Consider the following 16552-nt stretch of genomic DNA (forward strand, 5'->3'; position numbering starts at 1 on the left):
GCCCGGCGCGCGCCGTGGTCCGTGTTCTCGGCAGGAGCAGCGCGGCGCCTGGAAAGATCGTAAACAGCTTCTCAGGCGCCTCGAAGCCCTTGCCGTGCCGTGAATAGACCGAGGCTGGTGCGTGCCTGCTCGCTGATCTCGCCGGGCAACGTCGACCATGGCAGGCTGCCGAGAATCCGCAGCTTGCCCCTGGATGTCAGGTGCAGGACAGGGATGGGATAGGGCTTGCCATCAGCATCCAGCACCGCAGCTACCAGCGGATGGTTGATATCGGCCGTGCGTCGCAGCACCAGCGCCACCTCCTGCGTTTCAAGCTTGACCAGCGTGCCAGGCGGGTACAGGCCGACGGTGCTGGCAAGCACCTTGCCGATTTCATCCTGCGGATCGAACCGCTGGCCCATGATGGCGCGCAGCGAGTCGGCCACTGTGCGTCCCGGGCGGGACTTGCGTGGGCTGATCATGGCCGCATAGCGGTCGATGGAGGCGAGCACCCGGGTCAATTGTCCGGATAGGGGCAGCGCCGCCAATGCCTCTTCGTCGGGCGGCGGCGTATGGTGGTTGCGCACGACATCGAGCCACAGTGCGTCGTTGACGCCCAGTTCGGCCAGCAAGGTGGCCCCGCGCGCAGCATGGGTGCGAATCTGTTCGTCCTGCGAAGCGCTGGGGCGTTCTGTTTGCAGTGCGAGCGTGTCCTGCAGCTCAGTCATCGCGATGTTCATCGTCAACGCTGCATGGGTCAGTGTCTTGCGCGCTGCCAGCGATAGCGGCAGGTTGGCCGAGGCAATCAGGCACAACACACCACACACCAGTGCGTGCGAGCCGCTATAACCGACCGTGGAAGTGGCGGCAAGCTGAAACATCATGAAAAGGGCGGTGTCGCTGTCGTGCGAGACCACTCGCTCCAGATTGGTGCGAAAGGCGTCGATAGTGTGTGGGAAATCGGCCACTGTGTGCGGCGTGCGCAGTAGCCGGTGCAGCGCCTGTTCCGCCTGGCTCCACTGCCGCACCAGCATGATGTAGTCGTCCTTTGAGAGCAGCCCGGGAGTGCCCGGAGGTGGCGCATTGGTCATGGCAGAGGGAGCAGTGTTCAGGGCGATGTCAGCACCATGGTGTTGGCATCGCGCGTGAGGCGGTAGTGATTGAGAAATGAATTGCCCAGCAGCACGAAGGGCATGGCCTGCTGGATGACGGCAGCGCGCACATTGGACTGGCGCAACGCGCCCACGCGCACTTCGGCCAACGTGACCAACCAGCCGGTGGTTTGCCCGTTGGCAGTGCGGATTCTGGTCGGCTCTCCGTCCGTATAGGCAATCTTCAGCCGCGAAGCCGTCTGCTGGTCCAGCGCAATCGTGGAGGCGCCGGTGTCGACGAGAAAGTGCACGGGTTGGCCGTTGATCTGGCCATCGGCGAAATAATGGCCGCCATCGGCGGCCTGCAGGCGCACGCTGTGGGCGGGTGCGTCCAGCCGCGTTGGCGTTGCACCCACGCGCATCTGTACGGGCTGACCGTGGATGCGCACCGTGGCCAGATCACCCTGCACCTGCAGCAGTTGCACGCCCGCCAGGCTCTCGCCCTTGCGCAGCGTGCGTGGCGCGCTGCCGTCGACCATGATGATGGCGCGGTCGTTGCCGATGGTGCCCACCACACGCACGTCCTGTGCGCCGGCACTGCCAGTGCACAGCGCCAGGGCCAGGCAGCACAGGCGCATGCGATTGCAGGACATCGGTCGCACGCCTGCCTCCTTCAATCGCGGAAATTGTTGAACGACAGTGGCACGTCGGCCACTTCCTTGCGGATCAACGCCATGGCCGCTTGCAGATCATCGCGTTTGGCACCGGAGATGCGCACGGCATCGCCCTGAATGGCCGCCTGCACCTTCATCTTGCTGTCCTTGATCAGTTTCTGGATCTTCTTGGCCAGCGTGCTGTCGATGCCGTTCTTGACCTTGACCTGCTGCTTGAGCCTGTCGCCGCCGATCTTCTGGGGCTTTTCGATGTCGAGAAAGCGCACGTCCACATTGCGTTTGGTGAGCTTGTTGCGCAGGATGTCCTCGACCTGCTGCAACTGGAACGCGGAGTCGCCAAAGAGCGTGATCTCCTTGTCCTTGAGTTCGATGCCGGCAGAGGTGCCCTTGAAATCAAAGCGGGTGGCAATTTCCTTGGCGGCATTGTCGACGGCGTTGCGCACCTCGACGAAATCGGCTTCCAGTACGGTGTCAAAAGAAGGCATGGCAAATGGCGTCTCTGGCGCATGCAGTCAACGATTGCCGCGCGCTGTAAAAAAGCGTAATGCAATTTGGATGATACCTACTGCCGCGCAGCGGCACCACCACGGTGGGACAATTGCAGCCATGTTAGTGGAAAAAAACGTACCGCTGCGGCCGTACAACACGTTTGGCATTGCTGCCAAGGCATTGGCGCTTGTGCGGGTGCGCAGTTTGGAGGATTTGCAGTCCTTCTCGCGACTGTGGCGCCAGCAGCGTGCTGCTGCCACGGCGCCTGCCCGGCGTATCGCACCGCAATGGGAGCCGCTGGTGCTCGGCGGCGGCAGCAACATTGTGCTGACTGGCGACGTGCGCCGTCCAGTACTGAAAATGGAGATGTCGGGTCGGCGCGTGTTGCGCGAGGATGCCCAGGGCTGGCTGATCGAAGCCGGCGCGGGCGAACGTTGGCACGAACTGGTGCGCTGGACGGTCGAACAGGGCATGCCGGGGCTGGAGAACATGGCCCTCATTCCCGGCACCGTGGGGGCAGCGCCGGTGCAGAACATCGGCGCCTATGGCGTCGAACTCAAGGATCGCCTGCACAGTCTTGACGCATTCGACCTCTGGACTGGCAGGACGTTCACGCTGACAGCCGCGCAATGCGGATTCAGCTATAGGGATTCCGTATTCAAGCACCCGGCGCGCCCGGCGGCAGGCCGCACCACACCAGTGGCCGATGCCGGACTGGTCCGTGCCACCGAGCAGGACGTCGCGCCGCCGCCGGAGGAGGAACTGGTGCCTTCCATGGGCCTGGGGGGGCGCGCGGTAATTACGCACGTGCGGCTTTGGTTGCCCAAGGCCTGGCAGCCGGTGCTCGGCTACCACGATCTGGAGCGCTACCGCGCCATGACCGGTGTGGCGGCGCCGACGTCGCGCCAGATCTTCGAGTGGGTGGTGGCAATCCGTCGCGACAAGTTGCCCGATCCTGCGGTCATCGGCAATGTCGGCAGTTTTTTCAAGAATCCGACGGTGACGCAGGACCAGTGCCGCGACATCATCGCCCGTGAACCCAAGATCGTGCACTATCCGCTGCCCGACGGCAGTGTGAAGCTGGCGGCGGGCTGGCTCATCGATGCCTGCGGCTGGAAGGGTAAGTCCGTGGGCAATGCCGGCGTCTATGCGCGTCAGGCACTGGTGCTCGTCAATCTCGGGCACGGCGAGTCCAGCGCCACGGGCGGTGAGGTCATGACGCTGGCCAAGGCCATTCAGACCAGCGTTTACGAGCGCTACGGCATCCGGCTGGAGCCGGAACCCATCGTGGTGTGAGCTTTTCGATATCTGCGATTTCAGCCATGCAATCTTCCCATTCCATCGCCGTGACGCTGTACGGCATTCCCAACTGTGACACTGTCAAGAAGAGCCGTGCCTGGTTTGCCGATCGCGGCGTCGAGGTGGCGTTTCACGACTTCAAGAAAGCCGGCCTTGATGACGCCGTGCTGCGGGAGTGGCTGCGCACGCTGGGTGCGCAGCAGCTGCTGAACCGGCGCGGCACCACGTGGCGCAAGCTGACGCCGCAGCAGCAGGCCAGTGCCGCGCATGACGCGGGTGTGGCCGCGTTGCTGCTGGCGCAGACCAGCTTGATCAAGCGCCCGGTCGTGCGTCTGGAGGTGGACGGCAAGACGCATTACACCGTCGGGCACGTGCCCGAGGTGTGGCAGACGTTGCTGCAGGACTGAACACTTGCGTTTGCACCTATGGGAGCGAACCTGTTCACGATCATCTTCCTCGCCGCATTCCCGCGCCAGGGAATGCGATGCAGGCAGCACGCCGACCGCAAGCCACGCTATCCTACGGCCTGATTGCCATTGCGAGCGTAAACAGGTGCTTAGCGAGCCTGGTCCGATGCGGCGCGGTCAGGCCCGTTCTGTTGCTCCATGGCCAGCAGATCGCTGACGGGTGGCATGGGCGCCACCACGCGCGCGTGGCGGCGGTAGGTCCAGTAGGCGCTGGCCCAGTCCATCAGCACCACCAGGCGGTTGCGAAAGCCGATCAGGAAGTACACATGTGCAAACAGCCAGAACTGCCAGGCCAGCAGGCCGGAAAAGCGCAGGTGCTTGCCAAACGGCATGGGCAGATCGACCACGGCAGCATTGCGACCGATCGTCGCCAGGTTGCCGTAGTTGCGGTAGCGAAATGAGGCCATTGGGGTGCCTTCGATCTGATGCCGGATGTTCGCTGCGGCCAGTTGCCCCATCTGCTTGGCAGCGGGCGAGACGCCCGGCACCGGAGTGGGCTCCTTGCCGGGCTCATGGCTGAGTGCTGCAGCCAGATCACCGATGACGAAGATGCGTTGCGCCGCGTCGACCGTCAGCTGCGGCGTGACCTTGACGCGCCCGGCGCGATCCAGTGCAGCACCGGTGGCGGCCGCTACGGTCTTGCCAAGGGGCGAGGCCGCGACGCCGGCGGCCCAGATGATGCAGCGACTCGCCAGCGTTCCGGCGTGGGGGGCGCTGGAGCGCTCTGGCCCATTACCAGCGTGCATCTGCTCGTAGCGCAGGCCTGTTCCGTCAATGTGCGTGACACGAGTGTCTAGCATCACCGTCACGCCCAGGCGCTCAAGCTGCTGCTTGGCCCGCTCGCTCAGGCGCGGCGGCATGCTCTGCAGGACACGTGGACCGCCTTCGATGAGGAAGACGCGCGCCTGCGCCGGATCGATGTTGCGGAACTCGTCCTTGAGGGTGTGGCGGGCGATTTCGGCCAGCGTACCGGCCATTTCAACGCCGGTCGGGCCTGCGCCAATGACGGCAAAAGTTAGCAGCGCCTGGCGCGTCTGTGGGTCTGGCTCCAGCTCTGCACGCTCGAAGGCCTCGACCACGCGGCTGCGAATAGTGAAGGCATCGCGCAGCGTCTTGAGACCAGGGGCATGATGGCGCCACTGGTCGTTGCCGAAGTAGCTGTGCGTGGCACCGGCTGCGACGATGAGCCAGTCATAGTCCAGTTGCATGCCATTGGCGAGCGTGACGGTATTTGCCGACGCGTCAATGGCGGTGACCTCGGCCTGCAGCGTGCAGACCTGCTTGAAGCGATGCATGACTGTGCGCACCGGAGCAGCGATGGAAGGGGCGGCCAGCCCGGCTGTGGCGACCTGGTAGAGCAGCGGCTGGAACAGGTGGTGATTGGTCTTGTCGATCAGTGTGACACGCATACCGGGAATCTTGACCAGTGCGCGCGTGGCCTCCAGCCCGCCGAAACCGGCGCCGATGACGATGACGTGATGCTTGTAGGCGGTAGACATGAATGGAAAGTAATGGCGATGGTGCCGCAGGGATTCTGCCGCTGCAGACACCCTGACAGGCGCGTTCGCAGACAAGGCAAGCCTAGGGGTTTACCCTAGATACGGGCGGCGGCAGAGCATAGCGCGCTCTCGCATTGCGCGTGCGCGCGCAGGCAATTTCCACATTGGCCACGCCGCCATCGCCGCCGGCCTGTGAACTTGTGTCAAAGCCGTGATCGGTCGCATGGAACTGCCGGGCGGGCCGTGTAGCATTTGTGCCTCGTTATCAGTGAGATGGAGCAAACCATGAACTTCCCAACCAAGTTGTGCGCGATGGCAGCTGCCATCGTATTGGCCGCATGTGGCGGCGGTGGTGATGGGGACGCGGGCGCGGGCGACAACGCAGCTGGTCCTGGCAACCACCTCTACCATTCGCTGGACTACGCGCCGGCAGGAGACTTCTTGCGTGCGCAGCGAGTGGTTTTCCCGCATGAGGAAGATGCGGCGCAGGTACGTCTGGGCAACGCCACCATCGCCTTCGAAAAGGATGCGCAAGGCGTATGGGCCGCCGAGGGTTATCACCAGCTTGTTGTGGGAGATGCTTTCAGTGCTGAGCAGGGTGCATTGTTGCTTTGCAAGGGGAACGGGAGTGGTGCGGGGTCAATGCCTGGAGATGGCTCCCCCATCTGGCATGCCGTGCTGCCTGCCGGCGCACAGCCTGTTGCGGCTAACGCGGCAGTTGGCAGACTTGTAGAGGGCAAGCGCTACACCATTTACGCGGAATGTCAGAAGACCAACGAGGTTTTCGTCGCGACGCCAGACGGTGGTCTGGACCTCGAAATCAATGGTGTGCCGGATCCTGATAGTGGCGAAACGCCTGCAGCGATCCGCGCGATGCTGTCCGACCGCGGGCTGCAGTATTCCGAGGGTGGCTGGGATGAGCGCGCCTGGTTGCGGGTGTATGAGGTCAACCGGCGGCTGCTGGCGGTTGCCATCACACAGTCCACGCCTCCTGGCGAAAGCCCTGCGTTTGAGATCATTGTGCTGGCGCAGCAGGATTGAGCGACCACAGCGCGGCATGAGCACCTGTGCCGCGCGCATTGGCAGCGTGTGGTGACAGGAAACTAAGCGGGTTGCCATCGCAAGCGCTGCCAGCCGTTGCATGGTGCGCCCGCCGATCGGCTGCTTGCTGGGCCAAGGCCTGACCCTGCCGTCATTCCTGCGCATGAAAAGCCGCCGAATGGGCCTTCAGGCATGGCAGGTTGGCTTCGGCTATGGTATAAGGCGCAGCCCTGCTGTTGAAGGCAGGGCTGCATCGTGCCGACGCCAGCAGCCAGTGCGAATGGGCAAGCCGTCTGAATTTCTGAGATCGTGCGCAGCTTCTGATGGATGCGGAAGTCGGCACAATGCATAGCGATGCCGGCTTGCAGGCAGGCCACGCTGCGTGGCTGCTCGCCTGCACGGAATTTCGTCGGATTCTCAGAAAAACCAATCGACAGTAACGCGCTGCGCGTGTCCCCATGACCACCACCTGTGACAAACCCGCCACACCCGTCCGCGCCCCGAAGGTGGGCTTCGTCTCGCTCGGCTGCCCGAAGGCACTGACCGACAGCGAGCTGATTCTTACCCAGCTGAGTGCCGAGGGTTACCAGACCGCCAAGAGTTTCGATGGCGCCGATCTGGTGATCGTCAACACCTGTGGCTTCATCGACGATGCCGTCAAGGAGAGCCTGGACACCATCGGCGAGGCGCTGGCCGAAAACGGCAAGGTCATCGTGACTGGCTGCCTGGGCGCGCGCAGTGGCGAGCAAGGAGGCAATCTGGTCGAGCAGGTGCATCCCAGTGTGCTGGCGGTCACCGGGCCGCATGCCACGCAGGAGGTCATGGATGCGGTCCATCGGCACTTGCCCAAGCCGCATGACCCTTTCCTGGATCTGGTGCCAGGCGGGTTTGGCGAGGCGGGCCTGAAGCTCACGCCCAAACACTACGCCTACCTGAAGATCAGCGAGGGCTGCAACCACCGCTGCACCTTCTGCATCATCCCGTCGATGCGCGGTGATCTGGTATCGCGCCCGGTGGGCGATGTGCTCAAGGAGGCGTGCGCATTGTTCGAGGGGGGCGTCAAGGAGCTGCTCGTTATCAGCCAGGACACGTCCGCCTACGGTGTGGACATCAAGTACCGCACTGGTTTCTGGGACGGGCGACCGATCAAGTCGCGTCTGTATGAGCTGGTGCAGGCGCTGGGTGAGCTGGCAGCGGCCCACGGTGCGTGGGTGCGTCTGCACTACGTGTATCCGTATCCAAGTGTGGATCAGGTGGTCGAGCTGATGGCGCAAGGACTGGCACTGCCGTATTTGGATGTGCCGTTTCAGCACAGCCACCCGGATGTGCTGCGGCGCATGAAGCGCCCGGCCAGCGGCGAGAAGAATCTTGAGCGCATCCAGCGCTGGCGCGAGGTCTGCCCGGAGCTGGTCATCCGCAGCACCTTCATTGCCGGATTTCCGGGCGAGACGGAGGAGGAATTCCAGCACCTGCTGGATTTCATCGAGGAGGCGCAGATCGATCGTGCCGGCTGTTTTGCCTACAGCGACGTGGACGGCGCCGCCGCCAACGCCTTACCAGGCATGCTGCCTTTGCAGGAACGTCAGCAACGTCAGGCGCGCTTCATGGAGGTGGCCGAGCGTGTCTCCGTGCAAAAACTCCAGCGCCGTATTGGCGCCACGATGCAGGTGTTGGTCGACCACGCGCCAGCGCTGGGCCGTCGCGGTGGGCGCGGGCGCAGCTATGCCGATGCGCCAGAGATCGATGGCGTGGTGCACCTGCTGCCGCCGCAGAAGGCCAGCAAGACCCTGAAGGTGGGAGAGTTCACCCGCGCGCAGATCGTGCAGGCACAAGGCCATGATTTGATTGCCCAGCCTATCTGAGGGCTGTTTCGTACGCAGTACCGCCGCGATGTGGCCATGCCACAATCTTGCCATGCCACAGCCCACTTCCTCCTCCCATGCGGGATGCGCGCACGCGCATCCGGTACATGCCCGTGCCACACCCGCACAGGCGGGTGAGCGCAATACCCGCCAGCGCACGGCCATCCGCGCGGCCATGGCCGCCGAAGGGCGGCCGCTTTCCCCCCCCGAGGTGTTGCAGGCCGCGCAGAAGCTGGTTCCACGCATCGGCATTGCTACCGTCTATCGCAATATCAAGGCCATGGTGGAAGCCGGTGAACTCGTGGCGGTGCCGCTGCCGGGCGACCGGGTCTACTATGAGCTGGCGGACAAGGCCGTGCACCACCATCACCACTTTCGCTGCAACCAGTGCGAGAAGGTCTTTGACATCCACGGCTGCGACGATACCTTCGCGACCCTGCTGCCACCGGGATTCGTGCTGACAACGCACGATGTAACCCTTTACGGATTGTGCGCCGCGTGCAGTGCCGCAGCGCGTGTGCGGCCAGGCAAAAAGCGCTAGGCGAGGGCGGTCTCGCCCAGCGCGTGACAATGTGCCCGGGCTGGCCTGCCCATGCAGGAAAGCGCTAGTACTTTCCTTGGCTGCCCGACCTGTGCGATTCGCTTCGGGCGCGCTGCTCCAGCCATTGGCACATGTGCAGCAACTGCCGCATCTCGGTGCGTTCCTTGTCATCACGCGCTTCCTCTGCCTGCGCAGGCTCGGACAGCGCATCCTGCGCCAGTCGCTGTGCCTGCAGACAGGCATCAATGGCCTGCGACCATTGGCCATTGGAGAAGTGTTCCAATGCATCCACCAGCGCGCGGTGCGCCGCGATTTCCTGGCGCTGATGGCGCCACGCCCTGGCTTCGGCAGGCATACGCCATACGGACGTCAGCGCCCAAACCAGCAACGCCAGTGTGCCGTTGACTGTCAGCAGCAACAGCAGCAGCAGGTTCAGCGACATGTCGACCCGGTAGGGGTGCCAAAACAGCGTGACCGTGGCTTGGTTGCTGCTCAGAAACAGGGCGGCAGCAACCGCGGTGGCGCACAGCAGCAGGATCCAGAGCACGCCCCGCATGTCAGTCGACCTCCTGTGCTGCAGCGCTCGTGCCCTGGCCGTCGGCCTGGTCGGCCTGCGTTGGCGAGCCTGTCACAGGATCGAGCGGCATGACCGCGGCCTGCGCTTCGCGGGCGCGTTGTGCGGCAGCAATGGCCGCCAGCGTTTCCGTGATGGCGGGTGCCTGCACGGAGAGAATGTGGTCCTGCAGCTGCTGCAGGGTGCGCAGCGCGTGCCGCGTGCGTGGCGAATCCAGGTCATAGTAGCGCAGCACCAAGGCCTGTACGGCGGCAAGATCCGCGCGCGCCGATGCAGTCTGGCGCGCCAGCAGGCCGATACGGGCATTCATCAGCTGGAGACGGATGTTTTCGCGCAGAAAGAATGCCTGCTCCTGCGACAGCAACGCCGCTTCCGGGTGGTCGATGCGCTGAACGCGAATCAGCCCCTCGAACGTTGCTCGCACGCCTGCCCATAGCCGCTGAAAGGTATCGCCCTTGCCTGATTGCGAGGATGCCGTGGCACTGCCCGCATCCGTCGGCATGCCGCCTGCCGTTGAGTGTGCGTCGCCTTGTGCGGCAGGCGCTGCTGCCAGGCTCGTGTCCTGTGCGTCCATGTGTCCGGCATTTTGTGCGGCGCTGTTCGGCGCCAGCGGGGCCTGTGCCAGCGTATCGGCAGAGGCTGAAGTGGATGGCGCTGCGCCCAGTACAGGCGGCTCGGCAGACGACTGGTGGGCCAAGCCCACACCGTTGGCCAGTGGCAGGTATTCGAGCTGCAGCAGCAAGGTGTCGATACGACCGAGCAGCCCCGCTGTATCGGTTACAGCGCTGCTGGTCAGCTGTGCCAGATCTCGGTCAATGGCGGACAGGATTGTGCTGTAGCGCGCTGGATCGGTGCGTTCCACGCGCTGGCGCGCATTGCGCAATGCTGCGATCAGCGGATCGGCCAGGCCAGTCAGCTGTGCCTGCTGCTGGGCCAGTCGCAGCGATGCCTCCATGTCGATGAGCATGGTGTCTTCCCGCGTGCGCGACAGTTCGAATGCCAGCTGCTCAAGGTGCGAACGCTGCAGCGTGTACTCGTTGATACGCGCTTCGCTCAGGCTGGCGCGTGTGGCGGCCTGCTGGGCGAGCGCCTGCGCCTGCTGCGACAGCGTCCGCGCCTCAATTGCCTGAGCCTTTGCTGCCGCAAGTTGCACTGCCACATGCTCCTGTACCTTCTGCAGGCGCTGCCACTGACCGTAGGCCATCACCAGCGCAATGGCTGCCGTGCCGTTGAGCAACCAAGCTCCCCAGCGCGGCCATTGCACCGGCTGGCGCAGTAGTACCAGCAGCTGCAGCCAGGGGGGGCTTGGCGGTGGGGAAGAAGAAGGGGGCGGCGTTACCACGGGACAAGGAATGGATGTTGAGAACCTGCTTGAAGTCTTTTAGAACCTGCGGGTTCTGACGTGCCGCACTGTCGATCAGCACAGTGAGGCATTAAGACCCTATGCAGGCGCTTGGCCCAGCCATTGTAGGGTCTTGGCGATGGCGCGGGCGTGTGGCGCGCTGTCGGCCACGGTGCCAAATCCCAGCGTGCGTGCCGCGGCGCCAATGCGCGGGTGGGTGGCGATGGCACGCTGCGCAGACCATGATGTGTCTGGCATGAGCGCTGCCAGGTTGCGGACAGCCTCCGAACTGCTGAAGAGCATCACATCCCGCTGTGCCAGCCACGTAAGCAGTTCCTGCCGCTGCGCCGCGGTCCATCGCGGTAGCAGGCGGTCGTACACGGCAAGAAACACCGCGCGCGCGCCTGCGTCCTGGATGTGCGTGGCAAGCCAGTCACGCCCTGCACCCTGGCGTGCGGGGGAACTGGTCGTTGCGCCATGCTGGCTGCCACCACGGAGAACGAGAACTTGCGCGCCGGTTGCGACCTGCCGGGCAACGACCTGCCACAGCGATTCCGAGTCCGCCGCACCATCGGCTGGGGGCTGGTCGATCGCTTCCGGCGTAAAGCCTGCAGCCTGCAAGGCCTCGGCCGTGCCTGCGCCCGGGGCCCACAGACGCGGTGCGTATGGGCCGAGCGCGCGCCAGGCGTCGACGGCCTCGGGATGCCAGAACCCACGCACGGCATTCGGGCTGACATGCATGATGGCCGAGAAGTGTTGCAGCTGGCTGACTGCCGCCTGCTTGTGCCGCAGGGTATCGGCATCCTGGCGGATACGGATATCAATCAACGGCAGCTGCCGGGTGCGTATGCCGTACGCTGCCAGGTCCCGCGCCCAGTCGGCGCATTGGTCGGAAGGCCGGGTAAGAATCAGCCAGGGTAAGGAGGAGGGTGTGTGCGCCGCCATGTCTAAGCGGACGGACAGCGCAGGCAGGCGCCATACCCGTCCTGGCAAAAGGAGGTGACGAGCCTGACCCCGGCACTGGCTACGCGGTTAGGGCTGCTTGGTTCCCCACCTGACCCGGTTGGCCACTTCACCATGCGGGAAGGCCCGTCGCCTGCCATTGTAATGCAAGCTGGCTTGCGGGACGGCAACTATCCCAGCAGCAGCGCGTCGTCAGCAAGTTTTTCGCCGCGCGTGCGCTCGAACATTGCCAGCAGGTCGGGCACGTCCATGGCGGCGCGCTCGGGACCGCTGACGTCAAGCACGACCTTGCCCTGGTGCAGCATGACCGTGCGCGAGCCAAAGTCGAGCGCTTGGCGCATGCTGTGCGTCACCATCATGGTGGTCAGTTTGTTTTCCTCAACGATGCGGGCCGTGAGATCCAGCACGAATGCAGCGGTCTTGGGGTCGAGTGCTGCGGTATGTTCATCGAGCAGCAGGATACGCGAGGGCTGTAGTGATGCCATCAACAGGCTGACGGCCTGGCGTTGGCCGCCCGAGAGCAGGCCAATGCGATCGGTCAGGCGGTTTTCCAGCCCCAGATTGAGAATGGCCAGCTTCTCGCGAAACAGCTCCCGATTTTGCCGGTTCAGCGCGAAGGAATAGCGCCGCTTGCGCCCCCGCGCCATGGCCAAGGCCATGTTCTCCTCAATGGTCAGGGCCTCGCAGGTGCCGGACATCGGATCCTGAAAGACGCGCGCAACCAGGTTGGCGCGTTGCCACGCCTGCTTGTGGGTGACGTCGATGCTGTCGATCTCGATGCTGCCGGAATCGACCATCAAGTCACCCGCAATGGCATTGAGAAAGGTGGACTTGCCGGCACCGTTGGAGCCGATGACGGAGACGAACTGTCCGGCAGGAATTTCCAGCGAGGCACCACGCAGGGCCGGATTCTCGATGGGGGTGCCAGGGTTGAAGGTGATGTGAAGGTTGTGGGCTTTGAGCATGGCGCGCCTGTCTTTCTCGAAATCCACTTACTGTTTGACCAGCGCCTTGAGGCGGCGCTTGACCATGGGCAGCACCAGGACGATGACGACCAGCACCGAAGCAATCAGGTTCAGATCCTGCGATTGCAAGCCGATCCAGTTGCTGTTGAGCGCCAGCGCAATGAAGAAGCGGTACAGCAGCGCGCCAATGATGACCGCCAGCGTCGCCCACAGGATGCGGCGCGACGGCAGCACACTCTCGCCGATGATGACGGCGGCCAGGCCAATCACGATGGTGCCAATTCCCATGGAGATATCGGCTCCGCCCTGGCTTTGCGCAAAAAGTGCCCCGCCGAGCGCGACCAGTGCATTGGAGATGGCCAGTCCGACCAGCTTGGCCCAGCCCGTGGCGACGCCTTGCGCATTGGCCATGCGAGGATTGGCGCCGGTGGCCCGCATCGCCAGTCCGCGCTCGGAGGAGAAATACAGATCCAGCACTACCTTGGCGATCAGCACGAAACACAACAGCACCAGCGGTTTCTCGATGTATTCCGGCCATGCACCCGGCATCAGGGCCGAGAACACCGTTGGCTCGAAGATCAACGGCACGTTGGGCCGGCCCATGATGCGCAGGTTGATGGAGTAGAGCGCCGTCATCATCAAGATGCCAGCGAGCAGGTCCATGATCTTCAGCCGCACATTGAGCCAGCCGGTGGCAAAGCCAGCCAGGGCGCCAGCGGCGGTTGCCGCTATGGTAGCCACGAAAGGATTGCTGCCTGAGGCGATCATTGTTGCCGCCACGGCTCCGCCAAGCGGAAAGGAGCCATCGACGGTGAGGTCGGGAAAGTTCAGGATTCGAAAGGAGATCAGCACGCCCAAGGCGACCAGGCCGAAAATCAGGCCGATCTCCATGGCGCCCATGAAGGCGTAGAAAGTCATCGCGGTGGTCGGTGGAAGAACAGGCCCGGTTTACCAAACCTCCATGGCAGGCCCGGGCAGCCAAGGAAGCGAAAAAGGAGAGGCGCCCGCGTGGGCATCACTCTCCAGTCCAGAGGGCAGGCAAGAAAAGGTGCCGCTTATTCGATCACTTCCTTGGCGGAGGCAATGAGCTCCTGGCTCAGCGTGACGCCCTGGGCCTGTGCAGCCTTGGGGTTGACATACAGTGCCGTCTTGGTCGAGCGTTCGATGGCCATGCTGCCTGGTGCCTCGCCGTTGAGGATGCGCGCGACCATCTGGCCGGTCTGGCGACCCAGGTCACGGTAATCGATGCCGAGCGCGGCGATGGCGCCGCGCTTGACGCTGTCCGTGTCGGAGGCGACCAGGGGCAGCTTGGCTTCGACGGCGACCTTGACCAGCGACTCATAGGCCGACACGACGTTGTTGTCGGTATTGGTGTAGATCACATCCACCTTGCCAACCAGATTGCGGGCGGCAGCAGTGATGTCGACGGTGCGCGGCGCGGTGGACTCGACCAGTTCGATGCCCTGCGCCGGCAGGATCCGCTTGAGCTCCTCGACGACCACGACGGAGTTGGCCTCGCCGGGGTTGTAGACCATGCCGATGCGTTTGACGCCTGGGATGATTTGTTTGATCAGGTCCACCTGATCCTGCAGCGAAAGCGCGTCGGAGACGCCAGTGACGTTGGTGCCGCTGGGTTCCCAGCTCTTGACCAGTTGCGCGGCGATTGGATCCGTGACGGCGGAGAAGACGACGGGAATATCCTTGGTGGCCGAGACCACGGCCTGTGCCGACGGCGTGGCGATCGCCACGATGACATCGGGACGCTGGCCAATGTAATTGCGCGCGATCTGCGCCGCCGTGCCCGGATTGCCCTGGGCGCTCTGATATTGCCACTTGAGCTTGTCGCCGGTAAAGCCCGCTTCTTCCAGTGCCTCGCGCACGCCGTCGCGCACCGAATCAAGGGCAGGGTGTTCCACGATGGCCGTCACGGCGACCGACTTGCTTTGCGCCTGCGCATGGCTGGCACCAAAAATGACGGAGCTTGCCAGCACTGCGGCTGCAGCAATCTGCAGCAGGTGGCGACGTTGCGTGCGACAGGAAGAGGACGACATGGATACTCCCGGAAAAATCAATGCGATGGTTATGCGCGCCTGCCGGGCGAAGCCCTGGCAGGCACGGCATTTTGTAGCGCTGCCGGGCATCGTGCGACGCAGAGGCCCGCCCGCAATCGTAACGGATTCGTGACACGCTGGAAGGCAATGTTGACTGCTTACTTTGCATCCCAAGCATCAGACCGTTGCGATATGCAGCGGCAGTTCTAGAACATCCTTACGATCTTTTCATGCGTCGCACCGATCCGCCTGGTGAGGCGATGCAAGGCGCCATCCGCAAGTTGGGCTGGGTGCCCAGCGAGGATTTGCCATGCTGCAGTGCGCCGCGGGCGGTACACCCTCCAGGGCAGCCAGGCAAGAACGCACCGTGCGGCGTTGCCCGCTGCACTTTGGCCCGACAGCGCACAGCATGAGAAGATCGCAAACAGGCGCTGAGCAAAATACGTGCCAGTTGCCACTGCGGGACTGTTTGCCACGTGGCACGCGCTGAATCAGACGCGCTCGAAAATGGCGGCGATGCCTTGGCCGCCGCCAATGCACATGGTCACTAGCGCATAGCGGCCCTGGATGCGATGCAGCTCATGGATGGCTTTGACGGTAATGACAGCGCCCGTGGCGCCGATGGGGTGGCCCAGCGAGATGCCCGAGCCATTGGGATTGACCTTTGCCGGATCCAGTCCGAGATCGCGCGCGACGGCGCAGGCTTGCGCGGCAAAGGCCTCATTGGCTTCGATGACATCCAGATCGTCGACGGTCAGCCCCGCCTTCTGCAGCGCCAAGCGGCTTGCCGGTACGGGACCGATACCCATGTAAATCGGTTCGACTCCGGCATGGGCATACGCCACCAGCCGCGCCAGCGGCTTGAGTCCTTTCTGTGCGGCTATGTGGGCGTCGGCAAGCACGACGGCCGCTGCGGCATCGTTGAGACCGGACGCGTTGCCCGCTGTGACCGTACCGCCATCCTTGATGAAGACTGGCCTGAGTTTCGCAAAATCCTCCAGCCTGGCGTTGGTGCGAAAGTGCTCGTCGGTGTCAAAGACGACTTCTCCTTTGCGCGAAGTGCTCACGACCGGGACGATCTGCTCCTTGAAATAGCCGCCAAGCACCGCACGCTCGGCCCGCTGATGGCTCTCATGTGCGAGTTGGTCCTGGGTTTCGCGGCTGATGCCCCATCGCTTAGCGATGTTCTCGGCCGTCACGCCCATGTGGATGTTCTTGAACGGATCGTGCAGGGCGCCGACCATCATGTCCACCAGCGTAGTGTCGCCCATACGGGCCCCCCAGCGGGTGTTGAGGCTGGCATAGGGGGCCCGGCTCATGCTCTCGGCGCCGCCGCCAACCGCAATGTCGGCATCGCCCAGCAAGATGGCCTGGCTGGCAGAGACGATGGCCTGCAGGCCCGAGCCGCACAGGCGGTTGACGTTGAAGGCGGGCGTCTCGACCGGGCAGCCTCCCTCAATGGCGGCCACGCGCGAGAGGTACATGTCGCGTGGCTCGGTATTGACCACGTGCCCGAACACCACATGACCGACGCTGGCGCCGTCCAGCTGGGCCCGCACCAGCGATTCCTTCACGACCAGGGCCCCGAGTGTGGTGGGCGCCACATCTTTCAGACTGCCGCCAAAGGTTCCAATGGCCGTACGCACGGCACTGACGACAACGACTTCGCGTTTCATGGTGTCTCCTTGAAGATGGGAATAGACGGGGCTGTCGCC

16 protein-coding genes and 1 other RNA gene are annotated in these 16552 nt (G+C 63.8%); 5 read left to right on the forward strand and 12 right to left on the reverse strand.

Annotated elements, in window-relative coordinates; all coding sequences use genetic code 11:
- Positions 1-71: 71 nt before the first annotated feature.
- Genes AAV94_RS12800 through AAV94_RS12810 form a run of 3 tightly spaced genes read right to left on the reverse strand, consistent with a single transcriptional unit; the run spans position 72 to position 2229 of the window.
- Positions 72-1070 carry an HD-GYP domain-containing protein gene (locus tag AAV94_RS12800; protein ID WP_046742607.1) on the reverse strand — a complete coding sequence of 333 codons (999 nt, stop codon included), beginning with the start codon at positions 1068-1070 and terminating at the stop codon, positions 72-74.
- Positions 1071-1087: 17 nt separating this feature from the next.
- Positions 1088-1723, reverse strand: coding sequence for a retropepsin-like aspartic protease family protein (locus AAV94_RS12805; RefSeq protein WP_046742608.1), 636 nt, complete (start codon positions 1721-1723; stop codon positions 1088-1090).
- Positions 1724-1743: 20 nt separating this feature from the next.
- Complete coding sequence (locus tag AAV94_RS12810) at positions 1744-2229, reverse strand: YajQ family cyclic di-GMP-binding protein (protein ID WP_046742609.1); 486 nt, start codon at positions 2227-2229, stop codon at positions 1744-1746.
- A gap of 121 nt (positions 2230-2350) precedes the next feature.
- Here AAV94_RS12810 and murB point away from each other — a divergent pair, with 121 nt between their 5' ends.
- Both murB and AAV94_RS12820 read left to right on the forward strand, forming a co-directional pair.
- Complete coding sequence (gene murB, locus AAV94_RS12815; RefSeq protein ID WP_046742610.1) at positions 2351-3529, forward strand: UDP-N-acetylmuramate dehydrogenase; 1179 nt, start codon at positions 2351-2353, stop codon at positions 3527-3529.
- A 26-nt stretch (positions 3530-3555) separates the two neighbouring features.
- Entirely contained in the window at positions 3556-3939 is a 384-nt protein-coding gene (locus AAV94_RS12820; protein ID WP_046742611.1) for a Spx/MgsR family RNA polymerase-binding regulatory protein, read from the forward strand.
- 149 nt (positions 3940-4088) lie between these two features.
- On the opposite strand, the gene AAV94_RS12825 is transcribed toward AAV94_RS12820, so the two are convergent.
- Positions 4089-5498, reverse strand: a complete 1410-nt coding sequence (locus tag AAV94_RS12825; RefSeq protein ID WP_046742612.1) for an NAD(P)/FAD-dependent oxidoreductase — start codon at positions 5496-5498, stop codon at positions 4089-4091.
- A 285-nt stretch (positions 5499-5783) separates the two neighbouring features.
- Between AAV94_RS12825 and AAV94_RS12830 the strand changes: the two genes are divergently transcribed.
- The 3 genes from AAV94_RS12830 to AAV94_RS12840 all read left to right on the forward strand — a co-directional run bounded on the left by AAV94_RS12830 (position 5784) and on the right by AAV94_RS12840 (position 8942).
- Positions 5784-6539, forward strand: a complete 756-nt coding sequence (locus tag AAV94_RS12830; protein WP_156454443.1) for a hypothetical protein — start codon at positions 5784-5786, stop codon at positions 6537-6539.
- Between the two features lie 458 nt (positions 6540-6997).
- Positions 6998-8401 carry a 30S ribosomal protein S12 methylthiotransferase RimO gene (gene rimO / locus AAV94_RS12835; protein WP_046742614.1) on the forward strand — a complete coding sequence of 468 codons (1404 nt, stop codon included), beginning with the start codon at positions 6998-7000 and terminating at the stop codon, positions 8399-8401.
- 52 nt (positions 8402-8453) lie between these two features.
- Positions 8454-8942, forward strand: a complete 489-nt coding sequence (locus tag AAV94_RS12840; RefSeq protein ID WP_084824934.1) for a Fur family transcriptional regulator — start codon at positions 8454-8456, stop codon at positions 8940-8942.
- Positions 8943-9006: 64 nt separating this feature from the next.
- Here the strand turns inward: AAV94_RS12840 and AAV94_RS12845 are convergent, their stop codons facing one another.
- The 8 genes from AAV94_RS12845 to bktB all read right to left on the reverse strand — a co-directional run bounded on the left by AAV94_RS12845 (position 9007) and on the right by bktB (position 16513).
- Positions 9007-9498 (reverse strand): heme biosynthesis HemY N-terminal domain-containing protein, encoded by a 492-nt coding sequence (locus AAV94_RS12845; RefSeq protein ID WP_052755057.1) that lies wholly within the window; start codon positions 9496-9498, stop codon positions 9007-9009.
- Between the two features lies 1 nt (position 9499).
- On the reverse strand, positions 9500-10858 hold the full coding sequence (locus tag AAV94_RS12850) for a uroporphyrinogen-III C-methyltransferase (RefSeq protein WP_156454444.1): 1359 nt from the start codon (positions 10856-10858) through the stop codon (positions 9500-9502).
- Between the two features lie 99 nt (positions 10859-10957).
- Positions 10958-11803 (reverse strand): uroporphyrinogen-III synthase, encoded by an 846-nt coding sequence (locus AAV94_RS12855; protein ID WP_046742615.1) that lies wholly within the window; start codon positions 11801-11803, stop codon positions 10958-10960.
- A 53-nt stretch (positions 11804-11856) separates the two neighbouring features.
- Positions 11857-11952, reverse strand: an RNA gene (gene ffs, locus AAV94_RS14735) — signal recognition particle sRNA small type.
- A 39-nt stretch (positions 11953-11991) separates the two neighbouring features.
- Complete coding sequence (locus AAV94_RS12860; RefSeq protein WP_046742616.1) at positions 11992-12786, reverse strand: ABC transporter ATP-binding protein; 795 nt, start codon at positions 12784-12786, stop codon at positions 11992-11994.
- A 27-nt stretch (positions 12787-12813) separates the two neighbouring features.
- Positions 12814-13704 (reverse strand): ABC transporter permease, encoded by an 891-nt coding sequence (locus AAV94_RS12865; protein ID WP_046742617.1) that lies wholly within the window; start codon positions 13702-13704, stop codon positions 12814-12816.
- A gap of 137 nt (positions 13705-13841) precedes the next feature.
- A complete protein-coding gene (locus AAV94_RS12870) occupies positions 13842-14837 on the reverse strand; it encodes an ABC transporter substrate-binding protein (protein ID WP_046742618.1) in 996 nt (331 codons plus the stop codon).
- A 491-nt stretch (positions 14838-15328) separates the two neighbouring features.
- Complete coding sequence (bktB, locus tag AAV94_RS12875; RefSeq protein ID WP_046742619.1) at positions 15329-16513, reverse strand: beta-ketothiolase BktB; 1185 nt, start codon at positions 16511-16513, stop codon at positions 15329-15331.
- Positions 16514-16552 lie beyond the last annotated feature (39 nt).

The organism is Lampropedia cohaerens (assembly GCF_001005215.1).
GTDB classification, from domain to species: domain Bacteria; phylum Pseudomonadota; class Gammaproteobacteria; order Burkholderiales; family Burkholderiaceae_C; genus Lampropedia; species Lampropedia cohaerens.

Bases quoted from the DNA above. Each gene is read 5' to 3' on its own strand.
- AAV94_RS12825 (WP_046742612.1), bottom strand. From the start codon at position 5,498: ATGTCTACCGCCTACAAGCATCACGTCATCGTCATCGGCGCCGGTTTC.
- AAV94_RS12870 (WP_046742618.1), bottom strand. From the start codon at position 14,837: ATGTCGTCCTCTTCCTGTCGCACGCAACGTCGCCACCTGCTGCAGATT.
- murB (WP_046742610.1), top strand. From the start codon at position 2,351: ATGTTAGTGGAAAAAAACGTACCGCTGCGGCCGTACAACACGTTTGGC.
- AAV94_RS12845 (WP_052755057.1), bottom strand. From the start codon at position 9,498: ATGCGGGGCGTGCTCTGGATCCTGCTGCTGTGCGCCACCGCGGTTGCT.
- AAV94_RS12805 (WP_046742608.1), bottom strand. From the start codon at position 1,723: ATGTCCTGCAATCGCATGCGCCTGTGCTGCCTGGCCCTGGCGCTGTGC.
- AAV94_RS12810 (WP_046742609.1), bottom strand. From the start codon at position 2,229: ATGCCTTCTTTTGACACCGTACTGGAAGCCGATTTCGTCGAGGTGCGC.
- AAV94_RS12865 (WP_046742617.1), bottom strand. From the start codon at position 13,704: ATGACTTTCTACGCCTTCATGGGCGCCATGGAGATCGGCCTGATTTTC.
- AAV94_RS12800 (WP_046742607.1), bottom strand. From the start codon at position 1,070: ATGACCAATGCGCCACCTCCGGGCACTCCCGGGCTGCTCTCAAAGGAC.
- bktB (WP_046742619.1), bottom strand. From the start codon at position 16,513: ATGAAACGCGAAGTCGTTGTCGTCAGTGCCGTGCGTACGGCCATTGGA.
- AAV94_RS12820 (WP_046742611.1), top strand. From the start codon at position 3,556: ATGCAATCTTCCCATTCCATCGCCGTGACGCTGTACGGCATTCCCAAC.
- AAV94_RS12840 (WP_084824934.1), top strand. From the start codon at position 8,454: ATGCCACAGCCCACTTCCTCCTCCCATGCGGGATGCGCGCACGCGCAT.
- rimO (WP_046742614.1), top strand. From the start codon at position 6,998: ATGACCACCACCTGTGACAAACCCGCCACACCCGTCCGCGCCCCGAAG.
- AAV94_RS12860 (WP_046742616.1), bottom strand. From the start codon at position 12,786: ATGCTCAAAGCCCACAACCTTCACATCACCTTCAACCCTGGCACCCCC.
- AAV94_RS12855 (WP_046742615.1), bottom strand. From the start codon at position 11,803: ATGGCGGCGCACACACCCTCCTCCTTACCCTGGCTGATTCTTACCCGG.
- AAV94_RS12830 (WP_156454443.1), top strand. From the start codon at position 5,784: ATGAACTTCCCAACCAAGTTGTGCGCGATGGCAGCTGCCATCGTATTG.